The sequence below is a fragment of the Rapidithrix thailandica genome (assembly GCF_039710355.1).
GTDB lineage: Bacteria > Bacteroidota > Bacteroidia > Cytophagales > Flammeovirgaceae > Rapidithrix > Rapidithrix thailandica.
Window position 1 is genome coordinate 1 of the sequence record NZ_JBDKWZ010000031.1, and the last position, 19,629, is coordinate 19,629.

General features: G+C 42.1%; 14 protein-coding genes. 9 read left to right on the top strand and 5 right to left on the bottom strand.

Annotated elements, in window-relative coordinates:
- Positions 1-365: 365 nt before the first annotated feature.
- From AAG747_RS28705 to tssD (AAG747_RS28715), 3 genes are all read left to right on the top strand, one after another.
- Positions 366-1,871, top strand: a complete 1,506-nt coding sequence (locus AAG747_RS28705; protein ID WP_346824710.1) for a hypothetical protein — start codon at positions 366-368, stop codon at positions 1,869-1,871.
- A gap of 325 nt (positions 1,872-2,196) precedes the next feature.
- Positions 2,197-2,931: a hypothetical protein gene (locus AAG747_RS28710; RefSeq protein ID WP_346824711.1), complete on the top strand. Its 735-nt coding sequence runs from the start codon at positions 2,197-2,199 to the stop codon at positions 2,929-2,931.
- A 176-nt stretch (positions 2,932-3,107) separates the two neighbouring features.
- On the top strand, positions 3,108-3,788 hold the full coding sequence (gene tssD, locus AAG747_RS28715) for a type VI secretion system tube protein TssD (protein ID WP_346824712.1): 681 nt from the start codon (positions 3,108-3,110) through the stop codon (positions 3,786-3,788).
- A gap of 255 nt (positions 3,789-4,043) precedes the next feature.
- Here the strand turns inward: tssD (AAG747_RS28715) and AAG747_RS28720 are convergent, their stop codons facing one another.
- The 5 genes from AAG747_RS28720 to AAG747_RS28740 form a co-directional block, all read right to left on the bottom strand.
- Entirely contained in the window at positions 4,044-4,763 is a 720-nt protein-coding gene (locus tag AAG747_RS28720) for a hypothetical protein (protein WP_346824713.1), read from the bottom strand.
- A gap of 1 nt (position 4,764) precedes the next feature.
- Positions 4,765-5,316: a hypothetical protein gene (locus tag AAG747_RS28725; protein WP_346824714.1), complete on the bottom strand. Its 552-nt coding sequence runs from the start codon at positions 5,314-5,316 to the stop codon at positions 4,765-4,767.
- A gap of 385 nt (positions 5,317-5,701) precedes the next feature.
- The gene (gene tssD, locus AAG747_RS28730) at positions 5,702-6,088 is read right to left on the bottom strand and encodes a type VI secretion system tube protein TssD (RefSeq protein ID WP_346824715.1); all 387 of its coding nucleotides are present in this window, start codon (positions 6,086-6,088) and stop codon (positions 5,702-5,704) included.
- A 669-nt stretch (positions 6,089-6,757) separates the two neighbouring features.
- Entirely contained in the window at positions 6,758-7,279 is a 522-nt protein-coding gene (gene tssO, locus AAG747_RS28735) for a type VI secretion system TssO (RefSeq protein ID WP_346824716.1), read from the bottom strand.
- 23 nt (positions 7,280-7,302) lie between these two features.
- On the bottom strand, positions 7,303-8,427 hold the full coding sequence (locus tag AAG747_RS28740) for a hypothetical protein (RefSeq protein ID WP_346824717.1): 1,125 nt from the start codon (positions 8,425-8,427) through the stop codon (positions 7,303-7,305).
- A 382-nt stretch (positions 8,428-8,809) separates the two neighbouring features.
- Here AAG747_RS28740 and AAG747_RS28745 point away from each other — a divergent pair, with 382 nt between their 5' ends.
- The 6 genes from AAG747_RS28745 to AAG747_RS28770 all read left to right on the top strand — a co-directional run bounded on the left by AAG747_RS28745 (position 8,810) and on the right by AAG747_RS28770 (position 19,629).
- On the top strand, positions 8,810-9,256 hold the full coding sequence (locus AAG747_RS28745; protein ID WP_346824718.1) for a hypothetical protein: 447 nt from the start codon (positions 8,810-8,812) through the stop codon (positions 9,254-9,256).
- A gap of 11 nt (positions 9,257-9,267) precedes the next feature.
- Positions 9,268-10,632, top strand: a complete 1,365-nt coding sequence (locus AAG747_RS28750) for a DUF5458 family protein (protein WP_346824719.1) — start codon at positions 9,268-9,270, stop codon at positions 10,630-10,632.
- Positions 10,633-11,123: 491 nt separating this feature from the next.
- Entirely contained in the window at positions 11,124-11,513 is a 390-nt protein-coding gene (tssD, locus tag AAG747_RS28755; protein WP_346824720.1) for a type VI secretion system tube protein TssD, read from the top strand.
- 53 nt (positions 11,514-11,566) lie between these two features.
- Positions 11,567-13,318, top strand: coding sequence for a type VI secretion system Vgr family protein (locus AAG747_RS28760; RefSeq protein ID WP_346824721.1), 1,752 nt, complete (start codon positions 11,567-11,569; stop codon positions 13,316-13,318).
- Between the two features lie 7 nt (positions 13,319-13,325).
- Positions 13,326-14,663, top strand: a complete 1,338-nt coding sequence (locus AAG747_RS28765) for a hypothetical protein (RefSeq protein ID WP_346824722.1) — start codon at positions 13,326-13,328, stop codon at positions 14,661-14,663.
- Positions 14,664-15,345: 682 nt separating this feature from the next.
- Complete coding sequence (locus AAG747_RS28770; RefSeq protein WP_346824723.1) at positions 15,346-19,629, top strand: RHS repeat-associated core domain-containing protein; 4,284 nt, start codon at positions 15,346-15,348, stop codon at positions 19,627-19,629.

Consider the following 19,629-nt stretch of genomic DNA (forward strand, 5'->3'; position numbering starts at 1 on the left):
AATGCTTGGCAAAATGACCGCAACAACAAAGAAAGTCGGATAAACTGGCAGTTTACCACCAAGGAATCAAGAGTGAAACTAAAAAGACTTTATCCGTCATTTAATGATTAACATAACACTAGTATACTATTCGCATTCGTCACCGGACAATTACACACGCCTGGTGACGAATGCTAGCATCACACAGATTTTATAATTGAATGCTACCCTAAAGGCCAGGTGCCTTTCAGCGATCATCACTAACAATTTTGGACATTATCAAGAGAAAGTTACCAGGTGTGCTAACTTATGGGACTATCTGAAAATCAAAGGTATAAAGCCTTTTAATTTATAAAGTTAGGTCAAAACAAAATTTACCTCTGGTTATGGGAATACAAGTAGAAAAAACCGGGAGTGGTAACCGGTATAAGGTATATATTGACAAAAATACCACGGAAATCGTTGCTACGGTTTACCCTTCCGAGCAACCGGGTCATGCCCAGGCCAAATCCGCCCGTTTGAATATCACCGCCCCGGATTTACAATTCGACCTGGAGACATTGCACTTTCAGGGAGAGAATTTTTTAACAATCGCAGAGGGCGATCAGTTACCGGAAAGCGCACTCATCTTCAAAAGTCCTTCTCCCCCGGCATGTTATTACGGTACGGAGGACGGGAAAGCTATCCCGGTCAACTTTAGTGCGACCTTGCGCTATACGGGAGAGCAAGGCATTGGCAACTCAGATCTGAAAGACGTACGCTTAAAAGCCAAAGTCACTTTGGGAGGAGAAAGTGTGGCAACATTGCTTTACAATAAAAAAGGAAAGAGCGAGCTGAAGGGAGAAGCCGGACTAAAGCTTAAAGAAGTAAAAGACAAGAAAGGGCATTTCGAAACCCAGGGCTGTTTCCATCTGGACCATCCGGCCATGCCTGCCGCTTGGGTCACTCCTCAAGACCGCCAAGACCGTCACGGCTTTCATATCGAGCTTAGCCTCTCCAAGGATGAAGGCGAAACCTGGCTGGAAGAAGAGTTGATCAGCGTCAAAAAAGAGGCTGTACCGAGATGGTATATCACTTATAGACAACCTATTAACTACATTACGAATGAAGGTGAAGTTATTCTCGAATCGGACTCTGTGGATGAGCGCTATTTGTATTATTCATGCAGACAGGCACATCGAGCCCAGGGACGAAAGAGTGTCATTCAAAAAGTATGGGAAAGGTTTCGTCTGACCGAAAAATATCCTTTAGGGAATTTGTTTCAAAAAGATTTTGGGGTGAAGCATAACACCCAATTGAGCTATTATCATTATTATAAGGCCGGCGAAGGTGTGTTGGAAATTGGTAATGAAGCAGTAGAATTGCTTGATACAGGTATGGGAGATTGTTTTGGCTTTAGTGATTTATTAAATGAGTGTTTTCAAATTCAAGGAATTGCTTCTGATACTTATCTAAAGTTCTTTGAAGAAGATAAGTTTGGGAATAGGATTTCAGGGATTTTGATTAAAGGTTGGAAGTTTTCAGGTAATGGAAAAAGCAAAGAACCTAAGTTCCCTTTTATTAATATTTTTAAGAAGTCAATAAAGATGGGGGATAGATGGTACGACCACCAAGGTAATTACTATTTTGATAAAAAAACTATGAATGAGGTTGCTAGAGATTGCGAGACTGAAGAGCATCTAAAAGGCCATAATAATGCTAAGCCTCCTGGAGATTTTCCTAGTCACGGTTTTGTAAAATGTGATGGAACATTGTATGACCCTTCCTATGGTAAGGCATTCCCTTCAATAGAAGCTTGGGAGGAGGCTTCTATTGAAGGATATTTTATAGCAGAATCAGGTAATAAGTACACAAAAGATATAAGAGTTTATTGGGAAGTGCAAAAAAAATAAGACAATGATAGTAAGGGTTTTAATTACAGCTTTTTACTTTTTAGTATTTATAGAGGTTTGCGAGGGAAGAAATGATACTTTGAGATATGTACTTATTGAACGAAGTAAACTATATCTAAAGATTGATCCTAATACATCTGAAGAAATTCCACTAAAACGATATTTAATAAATACTTCTAAAGTAGAAGTTACAGCAACTCTTTATACAAATGTATTTGGACGAAATTGGAGTGTTTATAATGATTATCTTTATGAATATAATGTAATGCCTTTCATGCATCATTCATTTCCTTTTCAACCACAAAATATCATAAGTTTATTTCAAATGGATATTCTAGCCCGCTTGGAATGGTCAAAAAGAGAGAATCGATGTAATACTTGTAATCCCTTAAATTTATATAAACGCTATTTTACTTTATATTGGAAGGGGTATTGGAAACATAGAGAGTACGAAGGAAAATTAATACGCACTAACTCTCCTATCCCTCGAGAGGAAGCAGAAGCGAAGAATAAATTGATTATGGAACAAGCGAATGCCGATGTATTCTTTAAGAATGATGCATTGTATTCTTTAGTTTGGGATCCACAGGGGCTGTATTTATGGAAGTGTGATAGCATCTTTGTAAAAGATTGGGAGGACTGGAAAGCGATCAAAGCCATCACAATTCGAAAGCTGGACTGGGACTTTCCTCCCATAGCCGAATCTCCTTTCAAAAGCCAGGGCATTTTGTACCGCACATTGAAAGACCCGGAAATGCTGAAAGGGAATTTCAAGGTCTTTTCCCAGGAAGGAGAAATCTATTTCTTGAATCGTATTTCCGGGAAGTTGTACTGGCTGGCAGCCAAGAAAGTCTACGAATTGGGGGAAGTGGATATGGCGGCCTATCCGGAGTTAAATGACCGTAAGCTCTTTATTGAGAACCGGGATACGGGAGAGCTTGTCTTCCTGTCTCCGGTGCGTTGGAAAAAGCGTTTATTTAAGACTGTTCCCCGGCCGAAGGTGAGCGTGATGAGTAAGGAGGAAATAGCGGAGAAGTATCCTATGTTGGTGGGGGAGTAGTGGATTGTTATGATTCCGTTATATCATTTGGAGATAAGAGGGCTTTTCTTTGTAGTTTCCTGGTACTTACGGGTTTACTTTTTTGTGTTACCATTTATTACGCATTTGTATTAACAAAAAAGTTTTATACATTTACTGTGAAGTACTATTAAACCATCCTTTTATCATATTATGCCATGAGTTTACTTGCTAAAATGTATGTTGAGGATCAAGAATATACAATTCTTGATTTTAAATTTAAATTTACCCGTTCGGTAGATGAAAGTGGAAAGCCTATGGGGAAACCCAATGGGACGCTGTTTGATATTTTATTTGAAACTACCAGCGATCAAAGTTTTTTTGAATGGTCCACAGGAATGGACATGGCCAAAAAAGTGAAAATTGTGGTTTCTCCCGTTACACAAGATAGCAAAAGCCGTGTTTTGGAGTTGTATGATGTGCATTGCGTTTTCTTCCGGAATCATTTTAATGGGGTGAATAACCAGTCGATGACGACTAATGTTAAGCTTTCTCCGGCTATTTTATACGATGGCGGAGTAAAGATTTTGGAGCATTATTGGAAAGAAACCGATTTGAGTGCGCAGGATACACCTGTGACGACTATCGAGCCTGAGAAAGAATTGGAGATCATCAGTATTCACTATGAAGATGAAAATGGCAACCGGCTTGAAAAAATTGGAAAGGGTAAAGTGAATTTGGTTTTGGAAACCAGAAATGGCGCTGGTAAAAAAGTGGATGTACAGCTTGACAATCGCAACCAGGAAGGGGGAGAAGAGGGAGTTTTGAGAGGGGTGTCTATTGTGGGGGATATCACCAAAATGGAAGTAGAGGTTGCTTCGCAAGAACAAGAAGCTTGAAACACTATTTAAACTACACTACGACTACTGTACCGGCACATGCTTGTAATGGATTATGAGTGTTGGCCGGTCTTTTTCCGTGTTTTTTCAGTAAGTCTTTAATAGTGAAGGATAAAAATATATAGAGTAGGTATTCAAAAATCCCCTGCTAATTCCCGGTGGGTTTCAGAAAGGGATTTTACTTCAAGGTATTTATTCGCAATTGCATTCTTGCGGAGTAGTCATAGTAGCTGCTCCGTTATTTGTAAATACAAATTATATATAGATAATTTTGTTAGCTTTGTTTTTCCTGAAAAGGATCTCTTTGACTACCTTCTTTCTTTTGATCAAGCGGACTTCCACTTCCGGAGTTAATTTCATGAACTTTTCCCTGTAGAGGATATCTCCGATAAACTTATCTCCGTCTCGTTGATCTACTACATAAAAAAGGTATTCGAGGTGTTTATTTGCCAGAACGTCTTGTGTGAGTGTTCCGGCCATCAGATAGGCGGTTTTTTGGTCTTGTTTTAAAGTATAGTATAAATAGTCTTTTTTGAGTGTTTTGTTTTTGCTTGCCCTAAAGGATTGAATCGTATCCTTTTGCGGCTCAAAAGCGATGGCTTCAATGGCTGTAGCTTTACTGGCGAATAGTTTTTTTCCGAAAAAAGATAAGCCACCGACTTCCTTGGTTTGCACTTGGTGGATTAAAGCCTTGTCCCGGATTACCTCATAAAAAGTGGTCTCTTCGGTTTTATCATCCGTCAAGGTCATTTTATATGTAGGTAGCGAAATCGACTGACTTTCCCCGGCAACGGACTCGTCAAGAGAGAGAGTGGTCTCTCCAACTTGTTCGTCAGATATGGTGATGATGATCCGGTGTTGGTTCATCCGGGAGTCAAATTCCCCCATCTTCTCACGCTCTCCATTGCCTGCATACAAAGGAGAGCCGGGGTTGTCCGTAATGGAAAGAGATAGATTTAATTCGGGTAAAGGCATATCAGAACTGATAATTTCTCAATAATTGTATATCACTTTGAATACTGGAAGCCATCTCTTCAGTAAGATGGAACGTATAGTCTTTCTGAAAGGTGAAGACCATAAAGCTCTTGATTTTGCCCTGGAGAAGCATTTTTTGCTCTCTATTTGTAAGGCGTTTGACAATGACCCCATCGCAATTGACAGAGTGATGGTTCTTTTTGATAGATTTGATAGAGCCATCTTTGAAGATAAACTCAACCACTTCTCCATCCCTGACACAAGAGTTATGGACGAAAACTTTAATATATAAAAAGATTTGGTCACATTCTCTCTTGCCCAATTGCATGGCAATGTATTCCTTATCCGAATTGTAGGCCCTGAAATAGTAGGGTTTTATATGCACATAAGGCTTTTTGGCCAACTTATCATCCAGGCTGTCAACAAAACCTCTTTCATGATAACTGTATGCGCTTAGGTCTTCAAGCGGATCGAGTTGTTGCCCGTAAGTTGCATTTGTAGCAAATAGTGCTAAAATCCAAAGAGTAAGATAAATACATGATTTGTTTCTCATAGTCAAGCAGAAAGGGAGGGCATTTCCCCTTAGATAATTAATGGTTGAAAATGAATTAAAATCCTCAACTGATGGGGGTACATAACTAGCGTTTGAAAGAAAAATTCTTTCAGGTTATTCTGTATTGAGCAGAAATACTACTAAATAAATGTAATCCATTGTAAAAAAACAGCTTTTTACATCCCAAAAGAAGAGGATTTTAATACCTTAAGCTCAACCTTAGCACTTTAAGAAAGCGATTTGTGTATAGTCGGAACTAAGGCTTCCTTCTCATTCAATCGAAACTGAAATGAAAAGCAATGTGAAGCCTTAGGTTCCTACAAATTAAAACTTCCTGCGATCGTTTACACGATCATCGCTATGGCCGAGCCAAATAGGTTGGAGCTTATACCCACTCATTCACGTGCTCGCCTGTACCCATAGTGATCTTCTTGGCAGACAAGACGATGGTTTCGATAAATGGGTTTTCACCTGTAGCATCAAAGTTCTCTTTGTATTTTACTACATAAGCTTCCTCGAACAATAACTCTTTCAAGGTAGCGTCAGAGTCTCTTTTGGTGTAAACGATACTACCGTCTTGACGCTCAAAGTTGTTCGTCATGAGCTCAAAAAGAGTAGTTTCACCAGTAGATTCTACAGAAACTTCTATTTTACCTCCACGGGCAATAGAAGATGGACGTCCAGTTGCGTCAGTTTCCTGAATAAGACCATAGTTTACATTAAGAATGTTAAACTCGTGTCCTGAAACTTTTAATTTTGACTTAAAAGACATGATAATAAATGATTAAGGTTAAACAAAAATATACCAAATAAAAATAAAAATACATGTTCGGATTGGCCGCTTAGCCAAGTGTACAGCCCTCTGTTTTTTATCCTCGCCTCAAGTCATACGCTCCTGTTCCCTTTCTTTTGTGAGAAGGGGCTTCGGATAAAAAAGCTGCTCGTGTAGCTTTAAAGCATCGCTTCTGTTAAAAGCCTTACCAGAGAATTACTTTTCAAACAAGAATGTCCAGTAGTAGTTAATCAGTCAGTTGTTGTTTGTTAGCGTTATGATGATATCTATTGTCTAATAACCTGTCGTTTCAAACTCATTCTCGCCTGTATCAGGTCATTCGATGACGGTTCGTGCTCCGAGATTTGAGCGAAGGGAAGCATTGCCAACGTAGTACAGCAGTTGGCGCCTTCCAAATTATTTTTGTATTGGCGGTTCTTGCATATGCATAATGATACACATGCAGCAGTACGTTATAAGGTCCGCACAGCCCGCCCTATTTCTTTGAGCCAAAGTATAAGTAGCCCGAAGAAAAGTAGTATAAACCTCTGTAGTTGTAAGATTGATTAGAGCAATCAGGTAATGCCTGCTGCCGAATAGTAGTAGTAAAAAATTGTTTTAACGGAGCTTCTCTATCTATGTAGATAACGCTCATTTTATTAATTTATCTTATCTGGAACGGTTAATTTGACGGCATACCTCCAAATCTCTTTTTACGATTTCCAGTTCATTTTTATACGTTTCCAACTGCTGAAGCAATAAATCAATTTCTTCTTTACTGGCCCCCAGCGTATTAATTGTTTTCTTTGCATTGATCAATTGCCGGTAAGCCAGCAAGATATTGTCATACATATTGTTCCTTTTGAGTTCTAAGCTATCCCTCGGAGGAATGATGTATTGCATCGTGATAATGGTATTAATCGCACTTTGTTGGTTAAAGTAAAAATCCTGACCGGATACATTCAGTGAGTCGGTAAAGGATTTCAACTCTTCCAGTTTTTCCGCAAAGCTTTCTTGGATTTGAAATTCCTCAGCCATTTTCCGGTTTTCAGTCCGCAAATGCTCTAGTTCTTTGCGAGGGATCTGATAGTCAAAAAATACAGCTAACAGGATGATTCCCACAGTAATACAAAATACGAGTAAGAAAGTTAAAAAAGAATAGACTCTCTCTTTTTTATTCAATACTTCCATAGTAGAAATAGGATATGTTCTTTTTAATCAGCTAAAAAAGTGCGACTTCGTTGAGGTTTGTTTACCGTTGTACTTTCTTCTCTTTCTTTCACAAAGATACCGGTGTCTTTGCGTTTGCCAATAATATCCAGTCTATTCAAGGCAGAGAACAAATCACTCATGGTTTGCATAAAATCCATGGTAGGGATAACGGTCTCGTCTATTTGACTGTGCTTGTAACCTACGTTTACAACCTCTGTAAAGAGCACTTCAAAATCTCCTTGACTGATACTGCACCATTCGGCAAAGTAATTTAGCAGTTCCTCTTTTCCCACACCTGACTTGGAATCAATAAAGTTTTTCATCATTCTGGCCAATGAAATCACCTTATCAAACATAAAAGCAGGAGGGTGGTGCAAGGCAAACCATCGGAAAGAATTAATCTCCCTGCCGGTATAATCAATGATGCGTTCGCACAATTGCAAAAGAATTAATCCTAAGTCGTTTGTTTGATTTTTACGGTTGATTTTTTGTGCTATCTGAACGGCAAACAGTTCTAGTTGCCCTAAAAACTTATCAATCTGATCGTAGATGTTAACCAACTGTTGATGGCTGCTTACCGTGGTAGATGGCGGTATGTAATCTTTTAATAAATATGTTTCTGTTGCTGTAATCACGATTTTTCCAATCGTGAGCTCATAACCACTATATGTTCGTTCTATAAACTTTCCTTCCGGCACCAAATTCAGTTGATAAGTAGGAAGTAAATAGGGGTAACGGGGAGGGTTTTCCTCCGGATCAGGCTCTCCAAAGGGGTTCTTTTCTTCTGGATTAACGGTAACGTTTGCCAGTAATACCATTTCGGAGTTTCCGTCTACTTTCAGTTGAAATTCAGCTTCCGGATAAGCTTCTTCCAAACTTAATGCATGAGAATTCTTTGAGCTAATCTCAATCCGTGCCCCGTTAGGAGTAATTGCATGACATTCTTCAAGCTTCACCCGGAGCAGCTTATGATTGTCAATTACTAATGAAATCTTCACTGACTCTTCTATGGTATTAGAAGGAAGCAATCCGTATGAAATAGGAGATGTGGTGATACCAATCGCATCACGCACCATTTCATTGGTACAATTTTGAGTAGCAAGAAAATGCGTTTTATTAATCTTCATCCCATCTACCCAATTGATGGGGAAATGCTTCGAGCGTTCAATCATTATAATTCAAAAAATATAGTGTAGGTTATTTGGTTAATTTTGGTATATATTGAGCTGTACTCCCCTTTCGGAGAAAAGGTTTCAATATATACGATTTTTCTAAGAAAACTTATATACAAAAGCAAATATAAAAAGCTTATTTGGAAACCCTAAAAAATTATAGGTTAAATAATAAAAACAATATAAGTTCTTCCCTTATGGACTACCAAAAGTATAGTAAACTTTTTAAAATGCAATACCAAAAGCGTAGTAATTTATATTTTTTTGTTTTTTTTGTGTTGAAATTAAAAAAAGGACTATATTTATCCTCATTTTTCATAAAAACCTCATTAATACTATGTTATCAAACTATGGAATAGGAGGCAACGAAGTTAAACAAGATGCCAACGAAGCAATTAGTGAAATTCCTCAAAATCGGACACTTATCGTTCAAAAGTTAACTTCCGATGCGCCTGTAAAACCTCAAACCGTAGAGGGTTTACAAACGGTAGAGCAAGTGTTTGAACACTACAAGCCCTCGGTAAAAGTCAATTTTGAAGATGCCGAAGGGGGAATGCATCCTGAAGAGCTAAAATTCAGCAACTTAGCAGATTTTGGTATAAAAGGAGCTACGAATCAAAGTAAGTTTCTCCACAATTTGGAGGTAGAAAAAGAACAGTACAAAAAAATCATTAAACAACTTAAAACCAACAAAATTCTGAAAACTGCATTGGACGATGCCGATGCGAAACAAGCCTTGTTAGGTGCAATTGAAAATTTGATTGCAGAATTAGATAACAAATAAAAACAACAACGATGGCAGCAACCAAAACACAAGTACAAGCGAGTACTAATCAGGTAGGACAAAAACAAAAGGCCTCCAAGTTACAAAACCAACTCGACCAATTAGCCAAGTACGGAGGATTTGATTTGCTTGAAATGGCAATCGAAGGGGTACAAAATATTAACCCGGAAAGAAGAGCCCGTAAACAAATCTTCCTGAATGAATCCAGTAAGCAGGGAGAAAGAGAAGCACTGAAGAAATCTTTGGAGATGTGGATGGATGTGTTGAAAAGCAAGGACAACATCACCGATATGGTGGCAGAGTGCGAAGATAACTATCAAACAACCGAAAAGGTGTTGGATAAAAACTTGGCGACTGCTGTGGGCGCTACCACGGAGTTAGAGCAAGCTTACCGGACGGTAGCGCTGTTCTATAAGAATACCGAGCAAACCAAGGTGAAGAACGTGACCGTCATTAATGCGGATCTGGAACAACTGCAAGATTTGGACAATACCCGCTTCATCGATACCATTCATGAAGAATTGGTTGCGAATTATGACCGCCTGGACTTGAAAAATAATTACAGTGTCTTGGTGATTCCAGGATATCTGGGTAGTAATAAAGTCTTGGAGAAATGGGCGAAAATTGCACATGAAAATAAGGTGATGCTGGTTACGGATTTTTCTCATTTGGATGAACCGGATGATGTGATGGAAATGTTTGATGCCGCGAACCTTACCGGTGGCGATATTTACAGAGCTAACGTGATGATGACCTGTAACTGGTTGGTAGGCCGTGGCCGCTTTGAACAAATCAACGAGGAAGACGATTTGTTTGTGCCTCCTTCAGCTGCATTGGCAGGTAAAATTCACAAAACCTTAATGTCGCAAGTGACGGCTGGTAAAAAGTTTGGCGGGATTAATGAAGTAGATGGAGTGCGCTTTGATCTTAAAAAGAGTGAAATCGCCAATTTGGAAAATCTTGGATTGATCCCCATGGTGAACGAGTACGGCAAGGTCATGGCATTTTCCGGAAAAACCCTCTTTAACGGGGATAACTTAGGCTTACAAACCTATTCGGTAGTACGGGTCTTTGATTACGTTACAAAAGTGTTGATGGATTTCTTGAACCGTAGAGCTTTTGAAAACTTTACCGCTCGTACGCGTAAGGAAATTATGGGACAAGTCGTGAAGTTTTTGGATAGCATTACCGGTCCTGACAAATTGATCGAAAACTTCGAGGTAAGACGCTTCGAGCAAGATAGGGTCCAAAAAGACAGAATCTATCTGGATATCCATATGAAGCCTTATTTCCCTGCTAAAAACTTTATGATTAAAATGGAAGGGCAAAAAGGCGATGACGGAAATGAGTGGGATACGGAGTACGCACAAAATTAATTAACTTTTTAAACGCTTGGAATAAGAAAAAAAACCTTAACTTGAAAGCACTAAAACAGAGCATTTTTACATGTCTTCTTTTTGTAGATTCATTGAAGTGATTTTTCTTGTCAAGTGATTTTTTACAAAACGGATAGCGCAGATTACTGAATTTTTATACATTTCGTTATCCGGATACTTACAACTCAATTATACCTGAGACTATCAATTTGATTTTTTTTTAAGACACAGGCTCTTTTTCTAAATAAAAAAGGGAGTGTTTATCATCAAGATTATCACGCAACTAATCAATAATGGATTGCTGAAAAAAAATCAGTTGTCGAACGTATGTGTTGTACCGTTAAGTCTCTTAACATCAACACAACAGGCGGCTTTTTTATAGGCAAGCTGTGGTGTCTAATTAGCTATACAATTTCCTTTTTTATTTAGAAAATAGGCTGAAAGCTTATTTGTGATGTATTATTTTTTACTTAACCAAATGAACTTGTTTTATGTCTTTCTTAGCCAAATTAGAGGTTGACGATGAGGTGTACAATGTCATTGATTGTACCTATCATTTTGAGCAAAATGTGGACAAGAACCACAAGCCTTCAAGCATTCCCAGAGGTGGCAAAATCTCGCTTTTGATAGAGTCCCGGGGAACAGCCGAATTTCTACGGTGGATGGTAGAGCATATTCATACCAAAGATGGAAAAATTACTTTTTTCAGAAGGGATGAGAGAGCTCGTTTGTTCCATCTTAATTTTCAGAAAGCTTATTGTATCGATTATCAGGAGCATTTTAATCACCATTCCGATGTTCCTATGCAGATTCAAATGACGATTTCTGTGAAGAAAATGCACGCTGAAAAAGCTGAGTTTGAAAACAAATGGGCTTTATAGCATGTTCTCTCTTCTTCCCTTTTCTACCTTTTCACTTTTAAACTACTTTCCGTATGGCTAAACCTGTTAATACTCAAATACTCCTGAATGGATCGCCTATTCTGGTGAACAGTAATTACAGTATAGAACTTGAGCAGCAAATTGCTTCCCATCATAAACTGACCATAACCTGCCCTACAGAGTCCATGGAAGATGTGGCCGGGAGCTTTGCCATGAAGGCCAAAGATTATATCGGCAACCGGCTCACGTTATTGATCAATGAGGATCAATTGGTCTTTACCAGTGTGGTGGTGAATGTCAATATTCATAAATACGATGGGGGAGACGGTTTGATGGTGATTACGGCTTTTAGCCCGACCGTGTTGATGGCCCATGGCAGAGACTCTCAGAGTTTTGAAAAAAAGGACCTCAAAGGCATTATTAGCGAAGCAACCAAAGAATATCCTTCCGATATTGTAAAAATTGAAAGTAAGCCGCATTTTCAAGACAGTATTCCGTATACTGTACAATACAAAGAAAACGACTTCGATTTTATTTGCCGCCTGGCTAAGCGATATGGAGAATGGGTGTATTACGATGGTGAAACCCTCCATTTCGGAAACCATGGCAGTGATACCGTTCCCTTGAACTTTGGTGAAGCCTTGTCTGAGTTTAACTTCTCCATGCAGGCCAAGCCGCAGCATCATACGTACCTGGTGTACGATTCGCTTCAGGCCAAAATCCACAATGCCTCCATGGAAGATCACCGGGAAAGCGTTTCCAACCCCTATATCCGGGATATTACAAAAGTATCTGAAAAGCTCTTTGCCAAAAAACCTACGGCCGTTTACAACAATTCCCTGTTGGAAAATGGAAAAGTAGAATTGGAAAATGTAGTAAAACTCAAAGCCAAACACGCGCTCAACACAATGGTGTTTGAAGGAAAAAGTGATGAAGTGCAAGTGGCGCTAGGGAATTTGGTGGAAGTGACCGGGAAAAGTACAAGTGTAGCAGGACAAACAGATGTATATGGAAATTATATAATTACTAGTGTAACCCATAAAGTAAATAATAGCGGAGAGTACATCAATACCTTCGAAGGGGTCCCTTCCGATATTCAGGTGCCGGTGTATTTTGACGAGGACGCCATTCCGGTGTGTGAAGAGCAATACGCAGAAGTAAAAGACAACAACGATCCGGATGGACTGGGCCGTATTCGCGTGCAGTTTCCATGGCAGGCGTTGAATAATCAACTTTCTCCCTGGTTGCGGGTGTCTACTCCTTATGCCGGAGACGGAAAAGGGTTCCATGTGCTGCCAGAAGTTGGAGAAGAAGTCTTGATTGGCTTTGAGAGTGGGAATGCGGAAAAACCGTTTGTGATCGGAGCCATGTTCCATGGCAAAGGAAAAAGCGGGCGCGGAGGAGCCGGTAACTATGTCAAAGGCTTGACCACGGCCAGCGGAACCAAGGTAGAGATGGATGATGAAAATTCTACGGTCACGATTTACGATCCTTCCGGAAATACGGTGACGCTCAACGGTGATGGAACGATTACCATTGCGGCTCCGGATAAAATCGATATCCAATCCAAAGAGATTAACATTACCGGAGAAGACAAAGTGGTGATAAGTACCAAGTCGGCAGAAGTGACCGGAACGGAAATCGTGAGTGTGAATAGCAATAGTGTGATTGAAAATAATTCAGGGGATAAAGTGAGTATTGGTGCTGAGACCTTGGTGGAAGTGGGTTCGAAAGCCGGAAATGTGAATGTGACCGGAGGGAACATGACAAATATCAAAGGAAACTCTTCTTTAAACCTGAACTAAACCGAAGATGGCCAACGAGCACAATCCTATCGCTGTACGGATTAATTATTTGCAAGACCAATGGATAGAGCACCGGCAAAAGAAACCCAAGGCCCGGCTGCTCCGGTGGATGGTTGCTCCAAGTGATGTACCCTTAGTGAATGGTTTTTACAAACTGGAGTCTTCCACTCACGGTAAAATAGAAGAAACCTTGGTAGTGATGCTAACGGATTTCGAATCCCCGGATTCGTTTTCTTATCAGTTGTCGAACGATTGGTTACATATGTACCAACTAGAGCAGGAAAAGTATCCCGAACTTGCCTGGGAAGATTATGAAGAGCTGAGAAATGAATTTGATCAACTGGATGCTTCCGATACCCCTTCTGCCGATGCTTTTTTAACGAAAATGTTGAAAAGCTTCAAAGAATACGAAGGAAAACCCACAATTATGTTTGTAGGGGTGAACCCAAGAAAAGTAATTTCCCATCAGGAAATGAATGATTGGTGCCTGAAGATCTTGGAGGATTTACCTCCGGCTGTCGGACTGGTATTGACAGATCATAAAGGCAAAGGCTATCATGATGGCTTACTCAACCATTCGAAAACCCGGGAATTCTCTCAAACCTTGGTGCTGAAAGACCAGGATATGAAGGGGGCTTGTGATGCCTTGATGACCCGAGGAAATCCCAAAGATCCACAAGTTATGTTTAGAAAGTGTATGGTGGAAATGGGGAATGCAGCTTCTAAAAATAATAAAAAGGAAGTGAATCATTGGGGGCAAAAAGCCCTGGACGTTACCCAGGCTTCCGGAGAAAAAGCGTTTTGGATTTCCGCACATTTGGTATATGCCGGATTTTTATTTGGGTTTAAGGATTCGGCAAGAATCCACCAACTATTGGATAAGGCGATCAAGATCGGAAGTGCTAACAATGATAAATCCCTTTCGGGAATTACCCTGCAAGTATATAGTTACAAAGGAGCCTATCACAGCATTTGTGGTGAAAACCAAAAATCATTGGACTGCTTTATGAAGCAGGCGCATTTGGCAGTGAAAAAAGAAGAGGCCGCTTTGGCAATCGGAGCGTATAAAAACGCTATTCTGGTAGCAAGTCAACATAGAATGAATGATCGCTTGGCGGAGATTGTACCGGAAGGGTTTGAGTATGGTTACAAACTGGAAGAGGACCTGCTGAAATCCACAGAATTCGGGTATATCGCGAAGCAATACATTGAAATCCCTTTGCCGCAACAACGCTACAGTGTAGCTGAAGTGGACGAGAAAATGCAGACCTTATTCGGTGAAGAATGGAAGAAACATGTACAGTCTTCCAATACGCTTACCGCTGCCGAACCCGTATTAGGATAGTGCTTACGAAGAGTAGAATTAAATTTTATATGAATCATTGATAAAGTTTAGACAGTGAAGTTGTTTGGATATTTTCCTGGTCAGTAAAAGATTCGTATTTGTTTTACCGGATCATTGTAACTGTTAAAACCAAGAAAATTTATGACCGGTACCGAATGCAAAGGAAAGCTTTAAACAACTTCATACTCTTGATTCAGGTTGTAAATAGTTTAAAGGAGGAAAAAATGGACACGAAGCAAGGGTGATATCAGCCCGTTACCACAATTTATCCATTTGCATATTCAACGATTCCCCCCTCCAATTTTAATAGAAGTGGTTTAAACGTATGGTTTTTGACTGAAGACAGAATCAAAACCGGCTCATCAAGGCACTTTTTGAAGAGAATAGCCAAAGCTCTTGTTGAAAAAAGTAACACAGAGGAGGCGTTTTTGAAACATTTTTTAGGAAAAAAGAAAAAGTTTAATTCACTTCATAATCAATTCAGGCTCTTGCTTTAAGCTTGATACAACTTGAGTTTTCTGTTGAATTGACCGTGTTTTTCTCCCTGAAAGGGACCACATACTGGTTGGATTTCCGGTGGGTGCTATTTTCATTGGTTCTATTTTCATGCCGGTGAGTAATGCGCGTACCTGCCTAATTATTTATCAGACTACTTTCCCATAATCCTGAATTTTATTAGCTTATGCTACTTGCCAATACACACTTGACTCCCATCATCGGGATCGATATCCACTTTACCACCTTGCCTCCGTTCAATCCCTTTCATCCGTTTATCGGGATTGTGATGGACCCCATGGATTACGTCCCCTTCATCGGGACCAATGTCCATGTGAACGGACTGAAATCCGGTGTTTCCACCACCTCCGGGATGTTGGTCACCTATATGCATATTCCCTTGTTTACCCCGCCTTGGGCTTTGGCCCCTATTATCGGGCACGAAAGTGTTAACTTCTTCGGTAGCGACAGGGTCTTTTCCGAAGGTACCCGCTTGAGCCCCCGGGGACATATGCTCATGACCTGTAACGATATCGGGATTCCCCTGTCCCTGTCTCCGGGAAAAAAGAAGTTCTGGAAAGTGGTGCCAACGCTTTTTGCTCCGACTTCCTTCTCTTTGCCAATTCCCACCGGGCCCCCGGTGATGGTTGGTGGTCCCTATGTGCCGGATTGGGGCTCCCTGCTTACGGATATGATCATGGGCTTTGGCTTGGGGGCTGTGATGCGGAAAGCCGGGAAACAACTTACCAAACTGAACCACTTACTTAAAAAGAGAAACGCTCCTAAAAAGCTGACTCGCTCGCTTTGCTGGTTGGGTTTTGAGCCGATCAACCTGATCACCGGAGCGGTGGTTTACGAAGGCAACGATTTTGAATTGCCCGGACCGATTCCTTTGTCCTGGGATCGGGCCTGGTATTCGGATACCGAATACGAAGGCTGGCTGGGGCACGGGGTGCATCATGCCCTGGACCGTTGTATAGAGCTTTATCCCGAAGACGGTGAGTTAGGCCTGCGGATGGAAGATGGCCGCTTGGTGGGCTTTCCGCTGCTGGACTACGGGGAGGAATTCTATTCCCGTCAGGAGAAATTGACTCTGAAGCGCCTGGGCAACGGCCGTTTTCAGATGATAGACCATAATAGTGCTCTTACGTATCATTTTGAAGGATTTAACGGTTCGGATCGTTACCGATTGACGCGGATTGAAACCCCGGCGGGCAAGGCGCTGTGTTTGCATTTGAACGGGGACCGCTTGACGGGGATCACCGACAGCGCGGGCCGGGAACTGGAAGTGGACAGCGATGCGAAGGGACGGATCACCGAGATCCGGTTGAATGAATCCACCTTGGTGGGCTACCGTTACGATGCGGAAGGAAATATGGCAGGCATCCTCGACTCTTTGGGACAGGAAACCGTCATGGAATACCAAGAGCATTTGATGGTGAAAAAGACCGACCGGAACGGACAGGCCTTTTACTGGGAATACGATAACGAATCCCGCTGTGTACACACCTGGGGAGGCGGAGGCTATCAAGAAGGTTGGTTTGAGTACCATACCGAAGAAGGCTTTAATCTCATCATAGATGCTAACGGGGCCACTACTACCTATCACTACACCCCGGAAGGGCTGGTGACCCAGGTAAAAGACCCTTTGAACAACAGCCGCTTTTTGCAGTATACGGAGTTTATGGAGCTGTACCGGGAGATTGACGAGGCGGGTAATTTGACAGGTTATACCTATGACGAGCGGGGCAACCGTACGGGCATTGTTTATCCGGACGGCACCGAAGAGGGCTTTGTCTACGATGAAGAAGACCGTTTGATCCTGGCCAGTGATGCTGAAGGCCAATGCCGTACCTACAGTTATGTGGACGGAAAGCCGCATTTGCTCGGCAGCGTAGTAGAGCCGGACAACAGCTATACGATGTTTGAATACGATGAAGAGGACTTGCTGGTAGAAGTGCGGCAGAACGGACAAAAGAGTCTCCTGGCCTATGATGAGCAACAGAACCTGGTACGCTTTACCGATGCGATGGGGCACTCGACCCGTTGGGTGTACGATGATTGGGGCCGTGTGCGGGCGGTACAAGCCGAAGGGCAGAGCCAGCAACAGTTCAACTACGATGCCTTGGGCCGGGTCGTGGGCATCCAGGGAGCGGACCAAAACCAGACCCAGCTGCGGTACAATGCCTATGACGAGGTGATCGAAGCCCTGGACAAACACCATCATGTGCGCTTTGAATACACGCCTATGGGCAGCTTGAAGATGCGGGAGGAAAACGGCAAGAAGGTGTTTTTCGACTACGACAAGATGGAGCAGCTCTTGCGGATCGAGAACGAACGGCAAGAGCGGTACCGCTTTACCCGGAACCTGAAGGGAGATATCATCGAGGAAGAAGGTTTTGACGGCTTGACCCGTAAGTACGACCGTGACAGTGCGGGCAAGGTGTTGAAAGTACAGCGGCCGGGCAAACGCTTTTCGGAATACGAATACGATGCCTTGGGCCGGATCAGCCGGGTGGACCATCAGGACGGCAGCTGGGAGACCTATGGCTACAACAAAAACGGTCAGCTGGTAGAGGCGCGCACGGAGAAGAACGCGATCTTGATCGAACGGGATGCCTTGGGCCGGGTGATCCGGGAGGTACAGACCTCGGGCTTGCCGGGAGAAGAGGGCTACGAAGTGCTCAGTACCTACAACCGGGACGGACAGCGCACACAGATCACCTCCTCTTTAGGAGCGGATATTCAAAACAACTACGATGCCCTGGGCAGAAGAACCGGAACCACAGCCCGGGTCCAAACAGAGGAAGAAGGCGAGGCAAAAACCTGGGAGGCGAAGTTACAACACAATGCCTTGGGCCAGGAAATAGAGCGGGAGCTGACCGGAGGAATCACCTCCACCTTTACCTATGATGAGGCGGGAAGACCGACCTCCCAACGGGTGAAACGGGGTTTTCACGACAACCGGCACTACCGTTATAATTGGGATGCCAACCACCGTTTGAAAGAGACGTTGAATGCCTTGACCCAGGGCAAGATCCAATACGCCTACGATGCCTTTGGCAACCTGGCTTCGGCCAAGTACCAGGACGGCAGTTACGACTACAAGTTGCCCGATGAGGTGGGTAACCTCTACAAAGACCCGAAAAAGCAAGAGGTCTACGGCAAAGGCGGCAAGTTGCTCAAAGATGAAAACTGGTACTACCAATACGATGAAGAGGGCAACCTGATCCGCAAAACCAAAGAGGAAGTGTCTTTGGAATCTCAAGATCCGGCTTCACAAAAAGAAGCGCCTCAGCCGAAATTTAGTTTATTCTTGGACGAGAAGGATTGGGGCAGTCGGGAAGAAAAGAAAAAGCGGTATACGAAAGCGGAAAAAGAAGCGTACCGCAACCGTAAAAACCCACCGGCCTTGACACCTCGCTGGAAGCATGGGGACTGGTACTACACCTGGCAAGCCAACGGGATGTTGCAAAGTGTAAAGCGTCCGGACGGCACGGAAATCTCCTTCGAATACGATGCCTTGGGTAGAAGAACGGCCAAACTCAACCATGCCACCGAAGAGATCACTAGGTTTGTATGGGATGGCAACGTACCTTTGCACGAGTGGCGTTATGCGCTGAAAGACCGGCCGCAGACGGTGGCCAACGACTTGGGAGAACTGAGTCCGGACAAACCCGAACCGGAAGAAAACCTGATCACCTGGGTCTTTGACGAAGGCAGTTTTGTGCCGAGTGCGAAGATCGTGGAAGGGGAACCCTATTCCATCGTATCGGATTATTTGGGAACTCCATGTCTGATGTACAATTCCATAGGCAACCTGGTTTGGCAAGCCGAATTGGACATTTATGGAAAGATCCGTACTTTAGCAAAAGGCTCGATTCAAGATTGTCCTTTCCGTTATCAAGGACAGTACGAGGATGCAGAGACGGGCTTGTACTACAACCGTTTCCGGTACTATTCGCCTGAATCAGGGACGTATATTTCTCAGGATCCTATTGGCTTGGCGGGGAATAATCCGAATATTTATGCCTATACTAAGGATAGTAATATTTGGATAGACATCTTTGGGTTAGATTGTAATAGCCTTGGAGAATGGGGAGAAAAATTTGCAAAGGAACAATTAGAGGGAAGTGGAAAGTACAAGCGTGTATTCCCTGTTCAAAACAAATCTAATAACGGTATTGACTTGGTAGGGCAAAGACATGATGGTAAATTTGATTTCTTTGAAGTGAAGACTACTGGAGTCGGAAAAGATGCAAAGGGGAATAGACAGGCAGTAGGATTGTCAAAAAGACAACAAAATTCCAATTATTTTATTAGAGATATTCTTGGTAAAAATGATATTGATAAATTTGGATTAACCCGTAGTGAAGCCCAACATATGTTGAATAACATAGGAGATAAACGAGTTATTGATGTGTTTGTTGATAATGGTAAAGTAAATTCTGTTTTAACATCAATTTGGTAA